22 protein-coding genes are annotated in these 21895 nt (G+C 55.5%); 19 read left to right on the top strand and 3 right to left on the bottom strand.

Going from position 1 to position 21895, the window contains the following annotated elements; translation table 11 throughout:
- Positions 1-2 precede the first annotated feature (2 nt).
- Entirely contained in the window at positions 3-278 is a 276-nt protein-coding gene (locus QZX60_RS04245; RefSeq protein WP_295361739.1) for a GNAT family N-acetyltransferase, read from the top strand.
- A 69-nt stretch (positions 279-347) separates the two neighbouring features.
- Here QZX60_RS04245 and QZX60_RS04240 read toward each other — a convergent pair whose 3' ends face one another.
- Together QZX60_RS04240 and QZX60_RS04235 are read right to left on the bottom strand one after the other, a co-directional pair.
- Complete coding sequence (locus QZX60_RS04240) at positions 348-905, bottom strand: TIGR00730 family Rossman fold protein (RefSeq protein ID WP_295361737.1); 558 nt, start codon at positions 903-905, stop codon at positions 348-350.
- A gap of 39 nt (positions 906-944) precedes the next feature.
- Positions 945-2570: a putative manganese-dependent inorganic diphosphatase gene (locus QZX60_RS04235; protein ID WP_295361735.1), complete on the bottom strand. Its 1626-nt coding sequence runs from the start codon at positions 2568-2570 to the stop codon at positions 945-947.
- 152 nt (positions 2571-2722) lie between these two features.
- On the opposite strand from QZX60_RS04235, the gene rlmN reads away from it, so the two are divergent.
- Genes rlmN through QZX60_RS04210 form a run of 5 tightly spaced genes read left to right on the top strand, consistent with a single transcriptional unit; the run spans position 2723 to position 7797 of the window.
- A complete protein-coding gene (gene rlmN / locus QZX60_RS04230; RefSeq protein WP_295361733.1) occupies positions 2723-3745 on the top strand; it encodes a 23S rRNA (adenine(2503)-C(2))-methyltransferase RlmN in 1023 nt (340 codons plus the stop codon).
- Positions 3746-3752: 7 nt separating this feature from the next.
- Positions 3753-4496: a Stp1/IreP family PP2C-type Ser/Thr phosphatase gene (locus QZX60_RS04225; protein ID WP_295361732.1), complete on the top strand. Its 744-nt coding sequence runs from the start codon at positions 3753-3755 to the stop codon at positions 4494-4496.
- 1 nt (position 4497) lies between these two features.
- Entirely contained in the window at positions 4498-6228 is a 1731-nt protein-coding gene (gene pknB / locus QZX60_RS04220; protein WP_295361730.1) for a Stk1 family PASTA domain-containing Ser/Thr kinase, read from the top strand.
- Between the two features lie 2 nt (positions 6229-6230).
- Positions 6231-7136, top strand: coding sequence for a ribosome small subunit-dependent GTPase A (gene rsgA, locus QZX60_RS04215; protein ID WP_295361728.1), 906 nt, complete (start codon positions 6231-6233; stop codon positions 7134-7136).
- Entirely contained in the window at positions 7129-7797 is a 669-nt protein-coding gene (locus QZX60_RS04210; RefSeq protein ID WP_295361726.1) for a thiamine diphosphokinase, read from the top strand. The genes rsgA and QZX60_RS04210 overlap by 8 nt, the downstream gene beginning before the upstream one ends.
- A gap of 75 nt (positions 7798-7872) precedes the next feature.
- On the opposite strand, the gene rpmB is transcribed toward QZX60_RS04210, so the two are convergent.
- Positions 7873-8061, bottom strand: a complete 189-nt coding sequence (gene rpmB / locus QZX60_RS04205) for a 50S ribosomal protein L28 (protein ID WP_154576450.1) — start codon at positions 8059-8061, stop codon at positions 7873-7875.
- A 212-nt stretch (positions 8062-8273) separates the two neighbouring features.
- Here rpmB and QZX60_RS04200 point away from each other — a divergent pair, with 212 nt between their 5' ends.
- The 13 genes from QZX60_RS04200 to QZX60_RS04140 all read left to right on the top strand — a co-directional run bounded on the left by QZX60_RS04200 (position 8274) and on the right by QZX60_RS04140 (position 21271).
- A complete protein-coding gene (locus QZX60_RS04200; protein ID WP_154576451.1) occupies positions 8274-8627 on the top strand; it encodes an Asp23/Gls24 family envelope stress response protein in 354 nt (117 codons plus the stop codon).
- Between the two features lie 16 nt (positions 8628-8643).
- Entirely contained in the window at positions 8644-10275 is a 1632-nt protein-coding gene (locus QZX60_RS04195; protein WP_295361723.1) for a DAK2 domain-containing protein, read from the top strand.
- Between the two features lie 14 nt (positions 10276-10289).
- Positions 10290-12344 carry an ATP-dependent DNA helicase RecG gene (recG, locus tag QZX60_RS04190; protein ID WP_295361722.1) on the top strand — a complete coding sequence of 685 codons (2055 nt, stop codon included), beginning with the start codon at positions 10290-10292 and terminating at the stop codon, positions 12342-12344.
- 8 nt (positions 12345-12352) lie between these two features.
- A complete protein-coding gene (rsmD, locus tag QZX60_RS04185) occupies positions 12353-12934 on the top strand; it encodes a 16S rRNA (guanine(966)-N(2))-methyltransferase RsmD (RefSeq protein ID WP_295361720.1) in 582 nt (193 codons plus the stop codon).
- 4 nt (positions 12935-12938) lie between these two features.
- Positions 12939-13433, top strand: coding sequence for a pantetheine-phosphate adenylyltransferase (gene coaD / locus QZX60_RS04180; protein WP_295361719.1), 495 nt, complete (start codon positions 12939-12941; stop codon positions 13431-13433).
- Positions 13426-13875 (top strand): hypothetical protein, encoded by a 450-nt coding sequence (locus tag QZX60_RS04175; RefSeq protein ID WP_295361718.1) that lies wholly within the window; start codon positions 13426-13428, stop codon positions 13873-13875. The genes coaD and QZX60_RS04175 overlap by 8 nt, the downstream gene beginning before the upstream one ends.
- A gap of 32 nt (positions 13876-13907) precedes the next feature.
- Positions 13908-14771, top strand: coding sequence for a S1 RNA-binding domain-containing protein (locus QZX60_RS04170; protein WP_295361716.1), 864 nt, complete (start codon positions 13908-13910; stop codon positions 14769-14771).
- 20 nt (positions 14772-14791) lie between these two features.
- The gene (locus QZX60_RS04165) at positions 14792-15976 is read left to right on the top strand and encodes a DUF362 domain-containing protein (protein ID WP_295361714.1); all 1185 of its coding nucleotides are present in this window, start codon (positions 14792-14794) and stop codon (positions 15974-15976) included.
- A 1-nt stretch (position 15977) separates the two neighbouring features.
- On the top strand, positions 15978-17618 hold the full coding sequence (gene ilvB / locus QZX60_RS04160) for a biosynthetic-type acetolactate synthase large subunit (protein WP_295361713.1): 1641 nt from the start codon (positions 15978-15980) through the stop codon (positions 17616-17618).
- Positions 17619-17632: 14 nt separating this feature from the next.
- Complete coding sequence (gene ilvN / locus QZX60_RS04155; protein WP_295361711.1) at positions 17633-18124, top strand: acetolactate synthase small subunit; 492 nt, start codon at positions 17633-17635, stop codon at positions 18122-18124.
- A 78-nt stretch (positions 18125-18202) separates the two neighbouring features.
- Positions 18203-19090, top strand: coding sequence for a sulfide/dihydroorotate dehydrogenase-like FAD/NAD-binding protein (locus QZX60_RS04150; protein ID WP_295361709.1), 888 nt, complete (start codon positions 18203-18205; stop codon positions 19088-19090).
- Positions 19090-20475 carry an NADPH-dependent glutamate synthase gene (gene gltA / locus QZX60_RS04145; protein ID WP_295361707.1) on the top strand — a complete coding sequence of 462 codons (1386 nt, stop codon included), beginning with the start codon at positions 19090-19092 and terminating at the stop codon, positions 20473-20475. Before QZX60_RS04150 ends, gltA begins: the two co-directional genes overlap by 1 nt.
- A 214-nt stretch (positions 20476-20689) precedes the next feature.
- Positions 20690-21271 carry a carbonic anhydrase gene (locus QZX60_RS04140; RefSeq protein ID WP_295361705.1) on the top strand — a complete coding sequence of 194 codons (582 nt, stop codon included), beginning with the start codon at positions 20690-20692 and terminating at the stop codon, positions 21269-21271.
- The last annotated feature ends 624 nt before the right edge of the window (positions 21272-21895 follow it).

Genomic DNA, 21895 nt, shown 5'->3' with positions numbered 1-21895 from the left:
CAATGGCAGACATTCAGTTCCGCCCGGAAGAAATGCGGGCAGTCGCACTGGACGGCGAAAAGGTGATCGGGGAATGCAAGGTGAGCGCTTCTGGGCGCCTCTGGCTTTTGACCCACACCGAAGTGGATCCAGCCTACGGTGGTCAGGGCATCGCCGGGAAGCTGGTGGACTGCGTCGTCGAAGCGGCGCGGGCGCGCGGCCTGAAAATTCACCCGCTCTGCGACTACGCGCAGAAGCGGTTCGCGGTGAAAAAAGCGTACGCGGACGTCGCGAAATAACTGATCAGTATGATAAAAACGACCCATTTCTTAAAATCTAAGAAATGGGTCGTTTTGGTTTAAGTTCATTTATTTGTGGGATCGTTTTGCGATTTCCCGTTCGATTTCCCGATAAATGGCCTCTAGATTGTCGGCAAAGACAATGGTGTCAAAGGTGGCTTGATCGAGAAAACCCTGGGTGACCATGTTGCGGTACAGAGTGCGGGCGGAATCGTAGAAATGATCACAGTTGTAAAAGACGGCGGGCTTGTCGTGACGCTTCAGCTTGCGCAGGGAGATGATCTCGGTGATTTCCTCGATGGTCCCGGGGCCGCCGGGCAGCGCGATGAAAAAGTCGCCTTCTTCCCGCATGATCGTCTTGCGTTCCGCCATGGTTTCAACGGTGACCGTTTTGGTCAGTCCGTCGTGGGCCAGCTCGATGTCCTTTAAAAATTCGGGAATGATCCCATACACTTCACCGCCGGCCTTTAAGGCTGCGTTGGATACCGCGCCCATGAGCCCGGTCCAGCCGCCGCCGTAGATCAGACGGTGGCCGTTTTGGCCAATCCAGGTGCCCAGCGCTTCGGCGTCCTTGCGGTAGCGGGCCTGATTGCCGAATTTCGATCCGCAGTAAACAGTGATGTTCATAACGCTCTCCTTTTGTCCTTTCTAAGGGTCAGTTGATACTTATTCTTCAGACGCGACGCGCATCAGCGGCGGCACAACCTGTTTCTTTCTCGAGAACATACCCGGGAAGAACTGGCTGATGTCTTCGTCTTCGATGCCGAAAGCTTCGCGCACCAGATGGCGCTGTTTGCCGGCGATCAGCAGTTCGGAGCCGCCGAGCACGATATCGGTGACCATCAAAATGGCCAGGTCGGCGCCTTCCTTTTCGCAGTTTTCCTGCATTTGGGCGAGCAGATCCTTCAATTTGTTGAACAAGCTCTTGTAGTCGCCCGTGTTGATCTGGGAGATTTCGACCTTGTAGTCGCCCATCGTAAAGATCTTGCGGTCGGTGCCGATGATCTGTGCTGGCGTCATATCTCCTAAGTTGGAGCCGGCAATCAGCATCGACCGGCCGTATTCCCGCAGGTTGATGTCGGCGATTTTCGCCAGCGCCTGCGCCGCCTGCTTGTCCTGTTCGGTACAGGTCGGCGAGTTGAACAGCAGTGTGTCGGAGATGATGGCCGAAAGTAACAGTCCTGCTATTTTTTTCGGAATCGGGACGTCCTTTTCCTGATACATCTTCGTAATAATGGTACAGGTGCAGCCCAGCGGTTCGACCCGCATGTAAAGCGGCGCATCGGTCTGGACTTCAGCGACGCGGTGATGGTCGATGATTTCGGCGATTTCCGCGTCTTCCAGTCCGGCGATGGACTGGGTCTTTTCGTTGTGGTCGACGAGGATGACACGCTTGCGCTGATAATCGAGCAGCGAGGATTTAGTGATGGTCCCCAGGACGACGCCGTCATCAGTCACCACTGGGAAACGGTTGTGAGGGGAAGACAGCATGTTGCCCTTGACGTCCTCCAGCGTTTCAGAAAGCATAAAAAATTCCATGGTGTCGTGATTGACGTATTGGCGAATCGGCATGACCTGTTCGAGCAGGCGGATCACTTCGAATGTCGATTTTTCAGTCAGCATTGTCGTACCGGTGTAGCCTTCGGGAATGGGCATATCCATATCCGCCGGCACGTCGGAGATGATGACGCAGCCATTGCCGTTGGCGAAGGCCATATCCCGGGACGAGTCGTTGCGCGTGGTCAGGACCACGTCGTCGGGACTCAGTTTGGTGTCGGGCGCGAGCTGCGAATTATTGAAGAAGCAGCCCTTGACGACGCCCTCGGGCGTATCGCCAATAATTCTGGCGTTCAGTGTTTTAATAATGTTGCGGTAAGGGGTCTTCGCCTTCATCAGGCCGTCTTCCTGGAAGGGGTCTGAATATGCGTGCATGATGTCTGGCAGGGAAATAATGCCGATGAGTTTCTTCTGGTCGTCCACCACAGGAAGGGAACGCCCAGGGTTGTCGATGATCAAATCCATCGTGTGATGGATCGAATTTTCTTCGGTGACCATTGAGTCATTGTTCAAATGAATATCGCTCACTTGAGGTTTGACGCTTTTGATCAGCCTTGGCGCCTCCACACCAAAGGTATCCAAAGCGAACTGGGTTTCTTTGTTAACCGGCCCCAATCGACAGGCTTCAGTCTCCGGGGAACCCGTTTCCCGCTTGAGATAGGCATACGCAATCGCCGCACAGATCGAATCCGTGTCTGGCTTTTGATGCCCAAAAACATAAGTCATTTGAGACATAATACATCCTCCTTTTCCTAAATTCATTGTAGCAAAAACTCAATTTAATTGGTAATGAATTATGAGCTTTATTCAGATAATTTTTTTTGTTATAATACGTTTATATGAGTAATCTGGGTTTTTGGATCCAAAATCAGATTTAAAGAGGTTTCATGGAAAATTTATTTGGCTACAATCTAGATCAGTGCCAGCAGCTGATGCAGGATCTGGGAGAGCCGAAATTCAGAGGCAAGCAGCTGTTCCAATGGCTGTACGAGAAGGGCGCAGAATCCCTCGACGCGTGCACCAACCTGCCGGAAAAGCTCAGGCGGCGCATGGCCGAAACCGCGGTGATCGATCACGGTGAGGTAGTCCGGCGTCAGCGCGATCCAGAGGACGGCACCGAGAAGCTTTTGATCCGCTTCGCTGACGGGGAGTGTATTGAGACGGTCCTGATGCGTTACCGCTACGGGCTTTCGCTGTGTGTGTCCAGCCAGGTCGGCTGTGCGATGGGCTGCGCCTTCTGCGCCTCAACCCGAGGCGGCGTTGTCCGCAATTTGAGCGCTGGCGAAATCGCTAGCCAGATCTTTTGGGCGCAGGCTGTCTCCGGCGAGCGCGTGAGCCGAGTCGTCGTGATGGGCATCGGCGAGCCGCTGGCCAATTTCGACAACCTGCTCGCCTTTATCGAGCTGGCCAACACCGGCTTCGGCATCGGCCAGCGGAAGATCACGGTTTCGACCTGCGGCCTGGTTCCCAAAATGGACGAGCTGGCAGCAAAGAAGCTGGAGATCAATCTAGCTGTGTCGCTGCACGCGCCGACGCAGCAGATCCGCGAGGGCATCATGCCGGTCGCCAAACGCTACCCGCTGCCGGAACTGCTTCAGGCCTGCGCGCGTTATTTTAAGCAGACGGGCCGGCGGATTACCTTTGAGTACGCGTTGATGGACGGCGTCAACGACCGGCCGGAGGATGCGGCCGAGCTGATCCGTCTGTTTCGGCATCAAAACATCCACATCAATTTGATTCGTCTCAACCCGATTTCGGACGGGGTTATCGCCGGAAGCCGGCGGGTGGATGATTTTGCGAAAACCCTCCAGGACGGCGGCATCAACTGCACCGTCAGAAGACGAATCGGAAAAAATATCGATGCGGCCTGCGGCCAGCTCCGCCACAGAACGCAGCAGGAAACAAGGTGATACAATAATGAAATGTGCTTATTCTACCAACATTGGGGCGAAGCGAAAATCGAATCAGGATGCCTATCTCGCGGCAAACGTCGAGAAGGATGGCATTCTCTACTACGTGTTCGCGGTTGCCGATGGATTGGGCGGTCACCGTTCCGGGGAGGTCGCGAGTCAGATCGCGATCGACAACATTAAGGAACACATCGGCGAGATTCAGGACTTTACCGATTATCAGGAAGTCAACGCTTTTTTTAACGACATCAACAAGGAGATCATCCACGAGGGCGTCATGCAGCCGGAGGAACTTGGTATGGCGACGACGCTGACCATGGCCATCGTTCATGCCGACAAAATGGTGATCTACCACGTCGGCGACAGCCGGGCCTACCGCATCAACGCCGGCGGCATCGAGCATCTGACGAAGGACCATTCGCTGGTGCAGGCGCTGATCGACCGAGGCCGCATCACCCCGACTGAGGCCAAGGATCATCCCCAGAAAAACATCATCACCCGGGCACTGGGGACCGATGAAGTTTTGAAAGCGGATCTGTTTGAATACCGCCTGTATCCGGGGGATCAGGTGCTGCTCTGTTCCGACGGGCTCTACAACATGGTCAGCGATGAGGAAATCCACCGCATCGTGATGGAAAACGACATCGAAGAGGCCACGCGCAAGCTCGTCAATCTGGCTAACTACAACGGCGGCACAGATAACATCACCTTGATTATTTTCAAGCCAGAATTTCAAATGAAGGAGGATTGACGTGATCGGAAAAATACTCAACGACCGCTACAAGATCATCGAATTGATCGGCCGCGGCGGCATGGCTTACGTTTACAAAGCCCAGGACCTGAAGCTGAACCGCTACGTGGCGGTGAAAATCCTCCGGGAAGAGTACACAGAAAACGAACAGTTCATTAAGAAGTTCGACAGAGAATCCCAGGCAGCCGCGGGATTGTCGGACCCGAACATCGTCTCGGTGTACGACGTTGGTGTCGATCACGACGTCTATTTCATCGTCATGGAATACGTCGACGGCATCACACTGAAGCAGTACCTAACCCAGAAGGGCAGTCTGGATTACGAAGAAGCGACCAATTTCATCATCGATATCGCGGAAGCGCTCAAATGCGCTCACGACCACGGCATCATTCACCGGGACATCAAGCCCCAGAACATCATGCTGACGTCGGATCTGACGCCGAAGGTGACGGACTTCGGCATTGCCCGGGCGATCAGCAGCGCCACCATCACGATGACGAATCAGACAATGGGATCGGTGCACTACATCTCGCCTGAACAGGCGCGTGGCGGCTTTGTGGACGCCCGCTCAGACCTGTATTCCCTCGGAATCATGTATTACGAGCTGCTGACCGGCGAGCTGCCCTTTGACGACGACAATTCCGTGTCCATCGCTATCAAGCACATCCAGGAAGACATCACCCCGCCGAATCAGATCAATCCGACCATTCCGCAGAGCGTGTCGGACGTGGTGGTGCGACTTTGTCAGAAGAAGCCGGAGGACCGCTACCAGAACTGCGACGAACTCATCGAGGATTTGGATCAAATCATGCTGGACGCGTCGATCAGCCCGGTCGGGGAAACCGCGTCGACCGCGGATATTTTCAGAGAAGAAGATCCCGCGACGACTGACGACATTACCGGCATCAACGATTTGAGGAAGAAAAAGAAGAGACGCCGAATTGCGCTGATCATCGTACTGATCGCTGCGGCGGCAGCCGGGATCATCGCCTACGCCATGACCCGTCAGCGCGTGACCGTTCCGGATTTGAGCGGCATGACGGAAAGCCAGGCGACGGCAGCCTGTCAACAGGTTGGCCTCACCGTAGAAGTCAGCAAGCACGCGTACAGCGACAGCGTGGCGAAAGGTAAAATCATCTCCCAGACGCCGAAGGCCAATTCGCAAGTCGTGAAAGGCAGGGCCATCCGCGTGACGATCAGCCGGGGCAAGAGCAGTACGACGGTGCCGAGCGTGGTCGGTTTGACGGAAAACGCGGCGGTCACTAAGATTGAAGACGCCGGGTTGACGGTTTCGGAAATCAAGCGGGAATACAACGACAATTACGACTCCGGTATCGTGTACGCGGTCAATCCGAACACCGGATCGAGCATTTCGAAAGACGGTAAGGTCGTGCTGTACGTCTCAAAAGGGAAAAATACGTCGTCCGTGCCGGGTATCGTCGGTTTGACACAGAGCGATGCAGAAAGCCGTCTTCAGGCTAACGGATTTAGCGTCGGCACGGTGACCCAGCAGAACTCCGACAGTTACGCGAAAGGCGTCGTCATCTCCCAGTCGCCGTCCGAAGGGTCGAGCGTGACGAAGGGCTCATCGGTCAGCTTCGTCGTCAGCTCCGGGCCAGCAGCAAAACAGGATACGGATGACGATCAGGGCGATACCGATACGAATAATAACAGTGAGAATAAGGATAACAGCAACACCAGTTCCAATACTTCGTCTCAGCAGGGGCAATAAATATGCAGCAGCACACACAAATTTCGCCGATCTCCGGACGCATCGTGAAGGGGATCGGCGGTTTTTATACCGTTGTTGATGCGTCGGGAACGGCGTACACCGCAAAACCTGCGGGAATTTTGAGACACCGCCATTTGACGCCGATGGTCGGCGACTACGTGCAGATTGAAAAGGACGACAGCCAGGACGGTGAGTACACGCTGTCGGATATTCTGCCGCGGAAAAACGAGCTCGTGCGCCCGCCGGTGTCCAATGTAGACGTGGGCATCGTCGCCGCGGCGTTCCGCGATCCGGCGCCAAACGGCTTTTTGATCGACGAAATGCTCGTCAGCTGTGAGGCCCAGGACATCACGCCGGTGCTCGTGTTTACGAAGCAGGATCTGGCGCGGCCCAAGGATATCGAATGGGTAGCGGATTACCGCAAAACCGGTTATTCGGTGATTTTGTCGCAGCCGGACCGTTGGGATGAGGTGGCCGCTGAGCTCGCGGCGCGCATCGACGGCCGAACCGCCTTTCTCGCCGGTCCCTCCGGCGTCGGGAAATCGACGCTGACCAACGCGCTGCTCGGCGACGAGGTGATGGCGACCGGCAACTTGAGCAAAAAGCTCGGCCGAGGCCGCCACACGACGCGCCATGTGGAGCTGCTCGCGCTGCCGAGTGGCGGATGGCTCCTCGATACGCCGGGGTTTTCGGCACTGAACATCGCCAGACAGGTGAAGGCGGCGCAGCTTGCTGACTGTTTCCCCGAATTTCCCAAGGGGCAGTGCCGATTCAACGACTGCTGCCACCAGAAGGAGCCGGGATGCGCGGTGCGCGAGGGCGTCGAAGCGGGCCGCATTTCCCAAAACCGCTACGATCACTACATTCAAATGCTCGAGACATTGAGAAAGCAGAAAAAATATGGATAACAGGAAAAGAAAAGCCGCCGTTTTTACCGGCGGCGATTTGTCAGATACGGCTTTTTATAAAACACAGCTCGCGGACATCCAGCCCGATCTCGTCATCGGAGTCGACAAGGGTTCCGAGCTCCTCGACCGCCTCGATGTGACGCCCGATCTTTTGGTCGGGGATTTCGATTCTATCGATCCGGCGGTGCTGAAGCGGCTGAAGGCGAAGGGGATTCCGACTGAAACCCATCCGGTGCGCAAGGACCAGACCGATACGGAGCTGGCGCTGACGCGGGCGCTCGAGGCCCATCCGGACGTCATTTATCTGTACGGCGCGACCGGCACCCGTCTTGACCACATGCTCAGCAGTATCGACGCGATGACCATCGCCGCGGAACAGGACGTTGAGATTCACCTGATCGACCCGCACAATGATCTTTCCTTATATAAAGGGCCGAAAAAAATCACCTGCAGTCTGCCGGCCGGCCGGACGGTCAGCCTGCTGCCGCTGTCGGACACAGCCGGACCGGTCACGATTGCCGGTTTCGATTATCCCCTCGAGGATGCCATGCTGACCCGACGGACTTCAGGCTGGACGGTGAGCAACGTGACAAAGGCGGCGCCTCAGACCATCGCCTTTGAGACAGGATGGCTTCTCGTCGACGTTGTCCTTTCGGAATAAAAAGATTAAAAAGAAAAGAACTAATAAAAAAGAGCCTTTCGGCTCTTATTTTTGTAATATGGGAATGGGTCTTGATTATGCCCGTTCGACTTTGCCAGAACGCAGGCAGCGTGTGCAGACATATTCACGGCGCGGTGTGCCGTCGACCACAATTTTGATCTTCTGCAGATTTGGCTTCCACATTCTTTTATTGTGTTTATTGGAGTGCGCGACAGAGTTGCCGGAAACAACACCCTTGTGGCACACAAAGCATTCTTTTGCCATGGTCTCAACCCTCCTTATTCGAATCGTCTGTGTTAACAGTAAAGTATTATAACACAGGGTTTTAAAAGTTTGCAATAAGTTTTTCACTTTATTTTGACTTTATGCCCCTTAAGCGTTAAAATAAATCTATCTAACGATTCAATACCATTATAATTGGATAATAGCGTCCAAAAGGCGCATAAATAAACGTTTCAATATAAAAGGAGACGACAATGAAATTGAAATTGGAAAATGATTTGGGTCGAATTGAAATTTCCAGAAAAGCCATTGCCGACATCGCTGCCGATACAGCGATGCAGTGCTATGGATTGGTCGGGATGGCGCATCAGCGCGGAACAGACGGGCTGATCGAACTCCTGACGCGGGAACGCTCGAGCAAGGGCGTCAGCGTGGTCATCGACGACGACGGCAAGCTGATCATCGACCTTTACGTGATCGTGGAACAGGTGATCAAAATTTCAGTAGTCGCTGAAAATATTATCTCGGCGGTCAAATATCAGGTCGAACGTCAGACCTCGATGAAGGTCAAACGCGTGACGGTGAATGTCGTCAGTGTCAGAGCATAAATTTCTGGAGGGACGAATGGAAATTCAAAAGATTGACGGCACGATGCTGCGGAAAATGTTCGAGTTCGGGGCCCAGAATCTTGAAACCTATAAAAGCAATGTCGATGAATTAAATGTGTTCCCGGTTCCGGACGGCGACACCGGCACCAACATGAGCATGACCTTTGCCAATTCGATACGGGAATTGGACAAGCTAAAGAACGACGAGCTCTACGCCGTTTCGAAGACCGCGTCCAGCGGCGCGCTCTTCGGCGCCAGAGGCAACTCGGGGGTCATTTTGTCTCAGCTGCTCCGCGGCCTGGCCAAGGCGAACAAGGGCAAACAGGTGCTCGACATCAAAGCGGCGTCCGACGGCATCAAGGCGGCGGCCGATACGGCCTACAAGGCGGTCATGAAACCGACGGAAGGGACGATCTTGACGGTTGCCCGGGAAATGTCCGAATTTGCCCAAGCCCATTACACCGAATACACCGATATGCTCGCTTTCCTGACTGATGTGCTCAAGCAGGGGCAGGACGCGCTGTCCCGCACGCCGGACATGCTGCCGGTGCTCAAGGAAGCCGGCGTCGTCGACTCCGGCGGCCAAGGGCTGATCTACATCGTCGAAGGGGCAGTAAAGGGCCTTGCCGGCGAAGAATTGGAACAGGCGGCCAAGCCGAAGATTTCCGACCGCGAACGCTTTGTCGACGACTCCAACATGAAGCCGGAGGATATCACCTTTGGCTACTGCACGGAATTCATCATCAAGCACGCGCAGGACGCCGACGAAAACGCCCTGCGGGATTACCTCTCCACAATTGGCGACTGCGTCCTCGTCATTAAAGATGACGATCTGATCAAGGTGCACGTCCACACGGACCACCCAGGGAAGGCCTTTGAAAAGGCACTGACCATGGGCGCTTTGACGCGCATGAAGGTCGACAACATGCGCGAAATGCTCGGCGTGTCCGACGATGACAGCGAAGCGGAAGCAGAACCGGCCGGCGATCCGGTGCCTTACGGGTTTGTGGCGGTCTCTCCGGGGGACGGCCTTTCCGAAATCTTTAAGGAGCTTGGTGTGACCCGCGTGATTTCCGGCGGGCAGACGATGAACCCGAGTACCGAAGACTTCACCGCTGAAATCGACAAGATCAACGCGGACCACATCTTCCTGTTCCCGAACAACGGCAACATCATCCTCGCGGCCAATCAGGCGGCGACGATGTCGAAGAAGGACGTCCACGTGATTCCGTCCAAAACCATTCCCCAGTGCATCACCGCGATGCTGAGCTTCAATTCCGAAGCGGACTGCGAAGCGAACGAAAAGGCGATGACAGACGTTTTGGATACAGTTAAGACTGGCGAAGTCACCTACGCGGTACGGGATACGAAGATTGACGGCCAGGTCATCAACAAGGGCGACATCATGGGGATCACTGGCGGCAAGATTCAGACCGTCGGCAAGGACGTCAACGACGTGACGGCCAAGTTGATCGACAGCCTGATGGAACCGGAAAGCGAATTGGTTTCCATTTATTATGGCAACGGCCTGAAGGAAGAAGACACGACCCAGCTGGTCGACGCGATTGAAGAAAAATACGAAGACTGCGATGTAGAGGTGAGCGAAGGCGCGCAGCCGCTGTACTACTACATCCTTTCTGTCGAATAAGGGGTTCAGGGCAGATGAAATTAGAGGATGCCATTCGGAAGGTTCCTGGAATCGGACCGAAACGGGAAGCGGCCCTTCGTGCCGACGGTGTTGAGACCGTTGGCGATTTCCTCGCCCACACTCCGAGAACCTACATCGATCGCTCCAAACGGTCGACGCTGACCGAACAGACGGATCAGCCGGTGACGGTTGAAGCAGTGATTACAAAAAAAGGGACAGTCCGGCATATTAGGCGGAACCTGTCCCTTTTTCATTGCGCCATTGAGGACGACGCCGGCCATCGCGGACGGGTCACCGTCTTCAATCAGCCGTGGCTCAGAGACCGGCTTGAGGAAGACCAGTGGTATTATTTCTTCGGTAAGATCAGTGTGAGCAAGGGGACGCCTGTACTCGTGAACCCTCAATTCACACCGGCGGACGCGCCAGGGGATTTCTTCGATTTGACACCGGTCTACGGCAAAATCGGCGGACTGGGCAGCGAGGGCGTTCACAAGACCGTCAGTCGGATTCTGCACCCGAAAAAGGAATCGGACACCCTTGTTGTGCCGGAAATCCTGCCGGAGTGGCTGCGCAAACAATACGATTTGGAAAACGCGGACGCGATGCTGTACGATCTGCACCTGCCGAAGACGGCGGCGGATGTCGAGCGGGGCAGGCGGCGGATGAAATTTGAGGAAGCGCTGAAAATCAACATTGGAATCGCGAAAAACCGCGTCGCCGGAGAGCCGTCGAACGTGCATCTTTACCACCTGGCGTCGATCACCCGGTTTGAAAACGGCCTGCCCTTCGCGCTGACATCCGGCCAGAAAAAGGTGTTGTCGGAAATCGAGGCAGACTTGACGAGCGGCAGGGTGATGAACCGGCTGGTCCAGGGCGATGTGGGCAGCGGCAAAACCATTGTCGCTGTGGCCTGCGCCTATTGGATGGCCCTCGGCGGCTACCAATGCGCGTACATGGCGCCGACGGAAATTCTGGCACAGCAGCACGCGAAAAATTTCGACGCCTTTTTGTCGCCTTACGGCATCGCCGTGACGCTGATTACAGGCAGCATGAAGGAGAAGGAACGGGCCAACGCGCTGGCGCATATTGAAAATGGCGAAGCGCAGGTCATTATCGGCACCCACGCTCTATTCCAAAAGGACGTACATTACTACAACCTCGGCATGGTGATCACGGACGAACAGCACCGATTCGGCGTGCATCAGCGGGGCGTCTTTGCGGAAAAGGGCGAGCGGCCGCACATGCTCGTCATGAGCGCGACGCCGATTCCGCGGACGCTGGCGCTGGTCCTTTACGGCGATTTGGACATTTCGGTGATCGACACGATGCCCGAGGGGCGCAAGCCGGTCAAGACCTATTTCTACACCGAGAAGGCAATGCCGAAAATTTTAAGCTTCATGGCCAAGCTGATGGCCGAGGGGCAGCAGGGCCTGATCGTCTGTCCGTTCATCGACGATTCCGCCGAGATGGAAGGCGTCCGGGACACCCAGAGCGTTTACCAATCGGTGCAGCAGTATTACAAGGGATTGTACCGCGTCGGCTGCCTGCACGGGAAAATGGCCGCGGCGGACAAGCAGGCCGTTATCGACCGGTTTAATGCCGGCGCAATCGATTTGCTTGTGGCGACGAGCATTGTCGAGGTGGGCATCGACGTGCCGAATCTGTCTGTGATGGCTGTGATGAGCGCGGAACGCTTTGGCTTGTCCCAGCTGCACCAGCTTCGGGGCCGGGTCGGCCGCGGCGGCCAGCAGGCCTACTGCTTTTTGGTGTCCAACAATTTAAGTGAGAAAACCGTCGAGCGGATGAAGGTCATCGTCAACCATCACGACGGCCGGGAAATTGCTGAGGCCGATTTCAGGCTGCGGGGCCCCGGGGATGTGCTCGGCACCCGGCAGCACGGCCTACCCAGTCTTTCGGCGCTGGATCCGGCGGCGGACAGCGGACTCATCGCCGAGACCAAGGACGTGGCCCTGGCGCTGATTCAATCGCCGAAGGCAGAGGATATGCGCTGTGTGTCAGCGCTGTCCAACGCCTTTGATCAGGGCGTTGGCAAGATTTCGATGAATTAGGAGGCAGCATGAGAATTACAGGCGGCGAACGCCGCGGCATGAAATTGATTGAGCCAAAAGGCCAGGATGTCCGGCCGACGACAGACAAGGTGAAGGCCGCGATCTTCAACGCGATTCAGTGGGACGTCCGAGATGCGGCGGTTTTTGTCGACTGCTTCGGCGGCACCGGTGCCATGGCCCTCGAGGCGCTGAGCCGCGGCGTCAAAAGGGCGTGGATTTTCGACAACGCCCGGACGAGCATTCAGCTCATCCGAAAAAACGTCGCGAAAGCCCATTACACCGACCGCGCTCACATTGTCGAGGGGCCGGCCGACCGCGGGCTCGATCGGCTGGCAGCAGCCGGTGTGCGGGCGGACCTGGTCTTCATGGACCCGCCCTACCGCATGACGGAAGCGCCGGTCGAATTGGCGCACCAGATTTCAGATAAAAAAATCATGAATTCCGGCGGAATCTTGATGATTGAACACGAAAAATCTGTTATAATGCCTTTAACTATGGGGTATTTTACCCAAATCAAACACAAAACCTACGGCATCACCGCGGTCGATTTTTACCGCTGGACGCCGTCTAAAAACGAGAAGGAGGTGTAGCGCGATGAGAATTGCGGTCTACCCGGGCAGTTTCGATCCGGTGACGATGGGCCATATCGACATCATCCGGCGGGCGTCAGCCGTAGCGGACGAGCTGCACGTCTGCATTTTAAAGAACCCGAAAAAGCACTGCTGGTTTTCTATAGAAGAACGGCTGAACCTTCTTCGCGAAAGCACTGCAGCTTTTGATCACGTAGTCATCGACACCTACGCCGGGCTGTTAACGGATTACGCGAAGCAGATCGGCGCGACGATGGTGATCAAAGGCCTGCGCAACGCGACAGATTTTGAATACGAAGGCCAGATGGACTATTTCAATAAACGGCTGGCGCCGGAGCTCGAAACGGTGTACCTGATTTCAGACAATCGGTATTCCGTGCTCAGTTCGTCGGCGATTCGGGAGCTCATGACCTTCGGGGGCAACCTCGACGGTCTGGTGCCGGAGCCGGTGCTCGAGGCCGTCCGCCAACGTCAGGAGGGGCAGAATCACAATGGATAAAACAATGGCGTTAATCAAGGAGCTGGAAGAGCTGATCGACCGGGGCAATGCTGTGCCCTTTTCGTCGAAGGCCATGATCAACCCGGAGGAAGCGATCGAAATTATCGAGGAGCTTAAGGAAACCCTGCCGGCCGAGCTGGAAGAATCCAAGCGGATTGTCGCGAACAAGAAACAGATTTTGTTTGAGGCTCAGAAGCAGGCGGACCGGACCCGAGAAGACGCGTCCAAGCAGATGAAGGCGATGATCGACCAGAACGAAGTGACTCATCAGGCACAGGTTCAGGCTGAAGCGATCATCAAGGCGGCGCAGGAGCAGGCGAAGGAAATCCGCACCGGCACCCAGCACTACGCAGACAATATTTTGTCTAAGCTTCAGGAACAGCTGGGCCAGCTCAGCAGTACAATTGGCGAAAATCGGAAAGAAATCCGTGATCTCCAGTAAAGTATCAGAATCAACGGGGATTAAAATAAAGCATGGAAGCGAATCACTCTAACTCACCCTTTAAAATTGGGCAGACCCAGACCCTTCAGGTGGATCATCTGTCGAAAATCGGCGCCTTTCTTGTCGATCCGGAACGTCCGGAGGCGGGGACGGTGCTCCTGCCGAAAAAAGAAGGCGGCAGCGGCCTCTCCGCAGGTGAAGCCCTTTCGGTCTTTGTCTATCTCGATTCGGAAGACCGCCCGATTGCGACGACCCGGCAGCCCAAAATCGAAATGGGCCAAATGCGTCCGCTCACAGTGGTTTCGGTGACGAAAATCGGCGCCTTTCTCGATTGGGGACTGGAAAAGGATCTGCTCCTGCCCTTCCACGAACAGACGGTTCGGGTGCAGATCGGCAAGGAATACTTGGTCGCCCTTTACCTCGACAAGACCGGCCGGCCCTGCGCGACGATGAAGGTGTACGAACGGCTGAAGGCCGACGCGCCGTACAAGGTCGGCGATTGGGTTCATGGCTACGTCTACAACATCAACCCGAACGTCGGCGCATTCGTCGCTGTGGACTATCAATACCACGGCTTGATCCCGAGACAGGATATGAACCGGGATATTCACATCGCGACCCACGTCCGGGCGCGGGTGTCCCAGGTGCGGAACCGCGATCATCGGCTCATTTTAAGCCCCCACAAGCAGGGGTACAAAATGATCAACACCGACGGCGCGGTCGTCATGCGCAAGCTCAAGGCTGCAGGCGGATTCCTGCCTTACGGCGACAAAACGCCGCCGGCTGTCATTGGCAGGGAATTCGGACTGAGCAAGGGCGCCTTTAAACGGGCCATCGGCCATTTGCAGAAACGTGGCAAGCTGCGCATCGGCAAAGACGGCATTCATTTGCTGTGACGGAAAGCAGAGGAAACGACATGCAGGAAAAACCATCCAAGGTCGCTGTGATCCGCTGTGAGTCCTACGACCCTGAACAGGTTCGGCAGGGGATCGCGAGAGGACTGGATCTTCTCGGCGGCATCACAGCCTTCGTCTCGCCGGAAGAAAAAATTCTGCTCAAACCCAATCTGCTTCGCGGAAAAGGACCAGAGGCGGCGTGCACGACCCATCCGGCGGTTTTCGCGGGCGTAATCGACGCGTTGGAACAGGCGGGATGCGGCAGGCTGACCTACGGCGATTCACCGGGGCGCGGCAATCCGGAAAATGTCGCCGACCGGTCGGGCATCGCCGCTGTCGCCGCGGCTCATCACATTCCGCTAGCGGAATTCAATGCCGGCAGCACCGTCGATTTCCCGGCGGGGGAACAAACCAAGCAGTTTGAAATTGCGGCAGGCGTCCAGGAAGCCGACGCCGTCATCAGCATCTGCAAGATGAAGACTCACCGTCTGACCCGGCTCACCGGCGCGGTGAAAAACACCTTCGGCTGCGTCTACGGCCTCAACAAGAGCGCGAGTCACGCGCGGTTCCCCGAAGCCCACGCCTTTTCGAGGATGCTCATCGATTTGAACAAGATGGTGGCGCCGAGGCTCTACGTGATGGACGGCATCACGGCGATGGAAGGCAACGGCCCGGGCAACGGCGATCCGGTGGCGATGCACGTGCTGATTCTGTCGTCGGACCCGGTGGCGGTGGACGCGACCTTCGCGCGGCTTGTGGCGCTCGATCCGTCTTATCTGCCGACGATTACGGAAGGCGAACGGATGGGCCTTGGCCATTGGCGCGAGGACGAGATCGACTACGTCGGGGACGATTGGCACGGGATGGTCAATCCCGGTTTCAACGTCGAGCGGCTGCCGGTGGCGGACGAAAACATGATCGGCCTGAGCGCGCTCAGCCGAGTGCGCAACGTCATCACCCGCAAGCCGGTCATCGACGGGGACAAATGCGTCGGCTGCGGCGTGTGCGTCGACAGCTGCCCTCAGGATCCAAAGGCGCTGTCCCTCGACAAGAAGGGGAAGGGGCACGTTCCCCGGTATCAATACAAACAATGCATCCGCTGCTACTGCTGTCAGGAGATGTGTCCCCACGAAGCGATTTACGTGAAGACACCGTTGTTGGGACGGCTTTTAATTTATCGTTCGTCAAAGGGAAGAAGGAAGTAGGATGTTAGCTTCAAAATTATTATTTAAATGTCTGGAAGAAGAAGGCGTCGAGATGATTTTCGGCTACCCGGGAGGGGCACTGCTGCCGATCTACGACGCGTTGATCGATTCAAAAATTGAACATATACTGGTTCGCAACGAACAGGCGGCGCCACATTACGCCAGCGGTTACGCCAGAGAAACGGGAAAGGTCGGCGTGTGTCTGGCGACGTCCGGACCGGGGGCGACGAATTTGATCACCGGCATCGCGACGGCGTATTTGGATTCAATTCCGATTGTCGCGATCACCGGACAGGTCAATCGCGATCTGATCGGGACGGACGCGTTCCAGGAAGCGGATATTTTCGGCGCGACTCTGCCCTTTGTCAAGCACTCGTACCTGGTTAAAAATCCGAAGGATATTCCGCGGGTGGTGAAGGAAGCGTTTTACATCGCCTCGACCGGCCGTCCGGGCCCGGTGCTCATCGACATCCCGAGAGATGTTCAGACGGAAAATCTGCGCCACCTGCCGCACATTGACACCCTCAACATTCCGGGGTACAAGCCGACGTACGAAGGGCATACCGGACAGATTAAACGGGTGCTCAGAAAGATCAAGCAGAGCAAGCGCCCAATGATTTACGCGGGCGGCGGTGTGACCTTAAGCGGCGCCCGAGACGAATTGGTGCGTCTGGCTGAAGCGATGCAGGCGCCGGTGGTGACGAGCTTCATGGGCATCGGCGCGTTCCCTCAGGATCATCCGCTGTACGCGGGGATCTGGGGCAGCCACGGCTATCCGGAAACGGACCAGATCGTGAAGATGGCCGACATGGCTCTCTGCGTTGGCGCTCGGATGAGCAACCGCGGCACGTCGACCGAGGTGCTCAATCAGAAGGAAATGATCCACATCGATATTGACCCGGCGGAAATCGGCAAGAACGTCAACGACACGAATATTCCAGTGGTTGGTGACGCGAAAACCGTGCTGACGGAAATTCTCGAACACGACATTCAGGCGGTTGATCCCGAATGGATGGCGGTGGTTCACGACATCGAAGCCGAACACGACAAGCATCGGGACGAAGATTTAGATCCCAATCTCGGCGGCGTCAACCCGCGGAACTTTTTCAGATGGCTCAGTGACACGGCACCGGAGGACACGACCCTCGTCGCCGATGTCGGGCTCAATCAGGTTTGGGCGGCACTCCACTTCCAGATTCGCGGCGACCGCAAATATTTGACCTCCGGCGGGCTCGGCACAATGGGCTACGCGATTCCAGCGGCGTCCGGCGTGTGCTTCGGCTCTAGAGAAAATCCGAAAACCGTCATCGGCGTCTGCGGCGACGGCAGCTTTCAGATGGCGATGGGCGAGCTCGGCGTCATCGCGGAGCATCAGCTGCCCCTGAAGCTGGTGGTGATGAACAACGGCAAGCTCGGGATGGTGCGCCAGCAGCAGCACGACAATTACGGCGCGAAGCACCATTATTCGGGAACGGATATCAATTTCAACGTGCCCTTTGTGGAGCTGGCCGAGGTTTACGGCTTTAAGGCCTACCGCGCCACCAATGACGAAGAGGCGAAGCAGGCCATGACGGAAGCGCTCAAGCAGCCAGGCCCGACCCTCGTCGAGTGCACGGTTGATCCGGACTTCATTCAGTTTTAAAGGAGGTCCACCCTATGGAAGAAAAACATTGTTTATCGCTGATCGTTGAAAATAAATTCGGGGTGTTGACGCGCATTTCCGCGCTGTTCGCCCGCCGCGGCTACAACATCGACAGCCTGACCGTTGGGATGACAGAAGATGAAGAAATTTCACGCATCACGATGGTGGTGACCGCCGACGAACAGACCCTTGAACAGATCAAGAAACAGCTGAACAAGCTGATCAACGTCATCAAGGTCACCGAGCTGAAGAAAGAAGGCTCCATCGCTAGAGAACTGGTGTTCATCAAGGTGAAGGCCGACGGCCGGACCCGTTCCAATATTGTGGAAATTTCCAATTTGTTCCGCGCCCACGTGATCGATGTGAGCAAGGAAAGCCTGATCCTGCAGATTACCGGCACGCCGTCGAAAATCAAGGCGTTTATGAACATGATCGAACCTTACGGCATCATCGAATTTGTCCGAAGCGGGGTCACCGGTCTCCAGCGGGGCCGTCAAAACGCCTAAATGGTATCGGTTAAACGGCCAGACGGTCAGACCGTCTGCGTTTAATAATAGATTCACATTGTGAAAAGAGGAGGAAATATGTATCGTATCGTAGAGGCTAAGCATTTGGCCGACAACATTGTCCGCATGGATGTGGAAGCGCCATGGGTGGCCAAACATTGTCTGCCCGGGCAGTTTCTGATTGTCCGCGAAGATGAAAGGGGAGAACGTCTGCCAATGACCATTTGTGACTACGACCGGGAAGCCGGCACCGTCACCATCGTCACCCAGACAGTCGGCGCCGGCACCCGCCGGATGGCCGAATTGCAGACAGGGGACGCGTTCATGGACGTCGTCGGCCCGCTGGGCAACCCGTCTGAACTGGTGGAAACGCCCATTGAAGAATTAAAACAGAAGAAGATTCTTTTCGTCGGCGGGGGCCTCGGCACCGCGCCGGTTTATCCGCAGGTGAAATGGATGCACGAACACGGCATCGACGTCGACGTCATCATTGGCGCGAAGACCAAGGATTTGGTCATTCTCGAAGATGAAATGAAAGCTGTCGCCGGCAATCTTTACATCACGACCGATGACGGCAGCTACGGCAGAAGCGGCATGGTCACCAAGGTGATCGAAGACCTCGCGGCCGAAGGCAAGACCTGGGATGTCTGCGTCTCCATCGGGCCGATGATCATGATGAAATTCTGCTGCCTGACGACGAAGAAGCTCGGCATTCCAACAATCGTCAGCATGAACCCGATTATGGTCGACGGGACTGGGATGTGCGGCGCCTGCCGTCTGGTGGTCGGCGACGAAGTCAAATTCGCCTGCGTCGACGGACCGGAATTTGACGGCCACAAGGTTGATTTCGATCTGGCGATGAAGCGTCAGGCCCAGTACAAGACAGAAGAAGGCAGAGCGTTATTGGCGTTCGAAGAAGGCGACACCCATCACGGGGGCTGCGGCGTATGCGGAGGTGACGAATAATGGCGAAAGCAATGAAGCGGGTTCCGATCCGCGAACAGGATCCGAAGGTCAGAGCTACCAATTTTGAAGAAGTTTCATACGGCTACAATGAAGAAGAAGCGGTGGCGGAAGCGAAACGCTGCCTGAATTGTAAAAAACCGAGATGCGTTGGGGGCTGCCCGGTCTCGATTAACATCCCGAAGTTTATCCACTTCGTCAGCGAACGCCAATTTGAAGACGCGTTCAAGACGATTCAGGAATCCTCGCTGCTGCCGGCGGTCTGCGGCCGCGTCTGCCCACAGGAAACCCAGTGCGAAGGCCCGTGTGTCATGGGCATCAAAGGCGAAGCCATCGCCATTGGCAAGCTGGAACGCTTTGTCGCGGACTGGGCACGGGAACACAATATCGTGCCGGAAAAACCGAACTTCTCGACCGGCAAGAAGGTCGCTGTGATCGGCGCCGGCCCTGCCGGGCTGACCTGCGCCTCTGAACTGGCCAAGAAGGGCCACGACGTGACGATTTTCGAAGCGCTCCACGAAGCGGGCGGCGTTCTGGTTTACGGGATTCCGGAATTCCGTCTGCCGAAGGAAAAGGTTGTCGCGAAGGAAGTTGAAAACGTCAAGCGCCTCGGCGTCAAGATCGAAACGGACGTCGTCATCGGCAAATCCGTAACCATCGACGAACTGCTCGACGAAGAAGGCTACGACGCGGTATTTATCGGCTCTGGTGCCGGGCTGCCGCGCTTCATGAACATTCCGGGCGAACAGGCCAACGGCGTTTACTCTGCCAACGAATACCTGACCCGCAACAACCTGATGAAGGCCTTCAAGGGCTACGACACCCCGATTCACAGAGGCAAGAAGGTCGTCGTGGTTGGCGGCGGCAACGTCGCGATGGACGCGGCGAGAACGGCGCTGCGCCTCGGTGCGGACACCCATATCGTTTACCGCAGAAGCGAAGCGGAACTGCCGGCTCGTGCTGAAGAAGTGCACCACGCTAAAGAAGAAGGCATCCAGTTCCACCTGCTGACCAATCCGGTCGAAATCCTTGTAGACGAAAACGATTGGGTCAAGGGCATCCGCGTCATCAAAATGGAACTCGGTGAACCCGATGAATCCGGCCGCCGTCGTCCAGTGGAAATCCCGGGCAGCGAATACAATATCGACGTCGATACCGTCATCATGGCCCTCGGCACCTCGCCGAACCCGCTGATCTCTTCGACGACGAAGGGCTTGGAAGTCAACAAACGCAAATGTATCGTCGCCGATGATGAAGGCGCGACCTCCCGTAAGGGCATTTTCGCCGGCGGGGACGCGGTCTCAGGCGCAGCGACGGTTATCCTTGCGATGGGTGCTGGCAAGAAAGCCGCTGCGTCCATCGACGCATACTTAAAGACCTTAGACTGAGTTTAAAGCTAAAAAGACCAGAGCATTGCTGTTCTGGTCTTTTTTGATACAGGTGAAAAGTGTCGGACGCAGAAGACAAAAACGCTTTTGGATGAAAATAAACGTGACTGATTGTTTTCATTTAGAATTAGCAGCACAAATGCCACTAGTATGAAATCTATCTTGGAATAGGCCCCTGTCTTTCTAAACGATAATAACAAAAGGAGAGAAAATGATGGACTCGATCATATCAGGCGCAGAAGCGCTAAATAAATTAAAGGCCGGCAACCGGGCTTGGCGCGAAACGGGTGCTGAAGGCGATTTGTCGCCAGCAAGCGTTATGAGGCTCACAGGCGGGCAGACACCTTACGCGGTGGTGCTGACTTGTTCGGATTCCCGAGTTGTGCCCGAAGCGGTTTTTGGCGCGGGGACGGGCGAGTTGTTCGTCATCCGAACAGCGGGCAACACCGTCGGCCGCGAAACCATGGGCAGCATTGAGTACGCGGTCGATCATCTCGGCGTGCGGCTGGTGCTGATCCTTGGCCACACCGGCTGCGGCGCGGTCGGTGCGGCGTTGGCTGATGAGACCGGCGAGCACATTGAGCACATTGTCGCGAAAATCGCGAAGGCCGCCGGCGGAGAAACCGATCCGTACAAGGCGTGCTGTCTCAATGTAGAACACGCAGCGGCGGAAGTCCGACAGGCGCTCGACGCAATGGGCGCGGCCTGCTTTGATGAAGTCGTTGTGGCCGGGGCCGTATTCCACCTCGAGGATGGAAAAGTGACGTTTTTGCAAGATGCAGAAAATTCTTTGTGAAGAGAATCACACAGAAAAATCCCCTACGCAGGTGTGTGAAGCAGGTTCTGTGTAGGGGAGTTGTGTTGATGTTAGATTTTCAAAGGAGATTGTTAAAAAATGAGGTGAATTGAGATTTTGTTTTTTAGAGAGGTGGATATGATCTGCTGCCTGAAACAGAATGCGATGGATTCGAAGATCGTCATCGATTTTTCTAAAATCTGCAACACGTGGACAAAGTGCTCGACCAGGTCGGCAATTTCACGACGACGGGCGGCCAGCAAGCGTTACCTACGTCAAGGGCAAAACGGACGGTGTACACGATCTTCTTGTACAATAATAATTAAGGATCACGATGCTATTATTAATAGATAGAGGCCAAAACCGGATCCTGGAGAGTGCTCCAGAATCCGGTTGATTTACGAAAAAATAGGACCTCAAAAAGAAACTGAAAAATAATTTAAAAAAATCGCAAAAAGGTGTTGACACGAAATAAAGATGCGTGTATAATACATACCGTTGTCGCGAGAGACAGCCACAACTTAACAGCTCGAAAACAAGTAAATAAGCGGGTTTCAGCGCAATTTACGGCAGAAGGATTTTAAAAATCTTTGAAAAGAAAATTTAAAAAACTTCAAAAAAGTT

This window comes from uncultured Pseudoramibacter sp. (assembly GCF_903789625.1).
Lineage (GTDB): Bacteria > Bacillota > Clostridia > Eubacteriales > Eubacteriaceae > Pseudoramibacter > Pseudoramibacter fermentans.
This window is presented reverse-complemented; position numbering and strand designations above follow the sequence as displayed.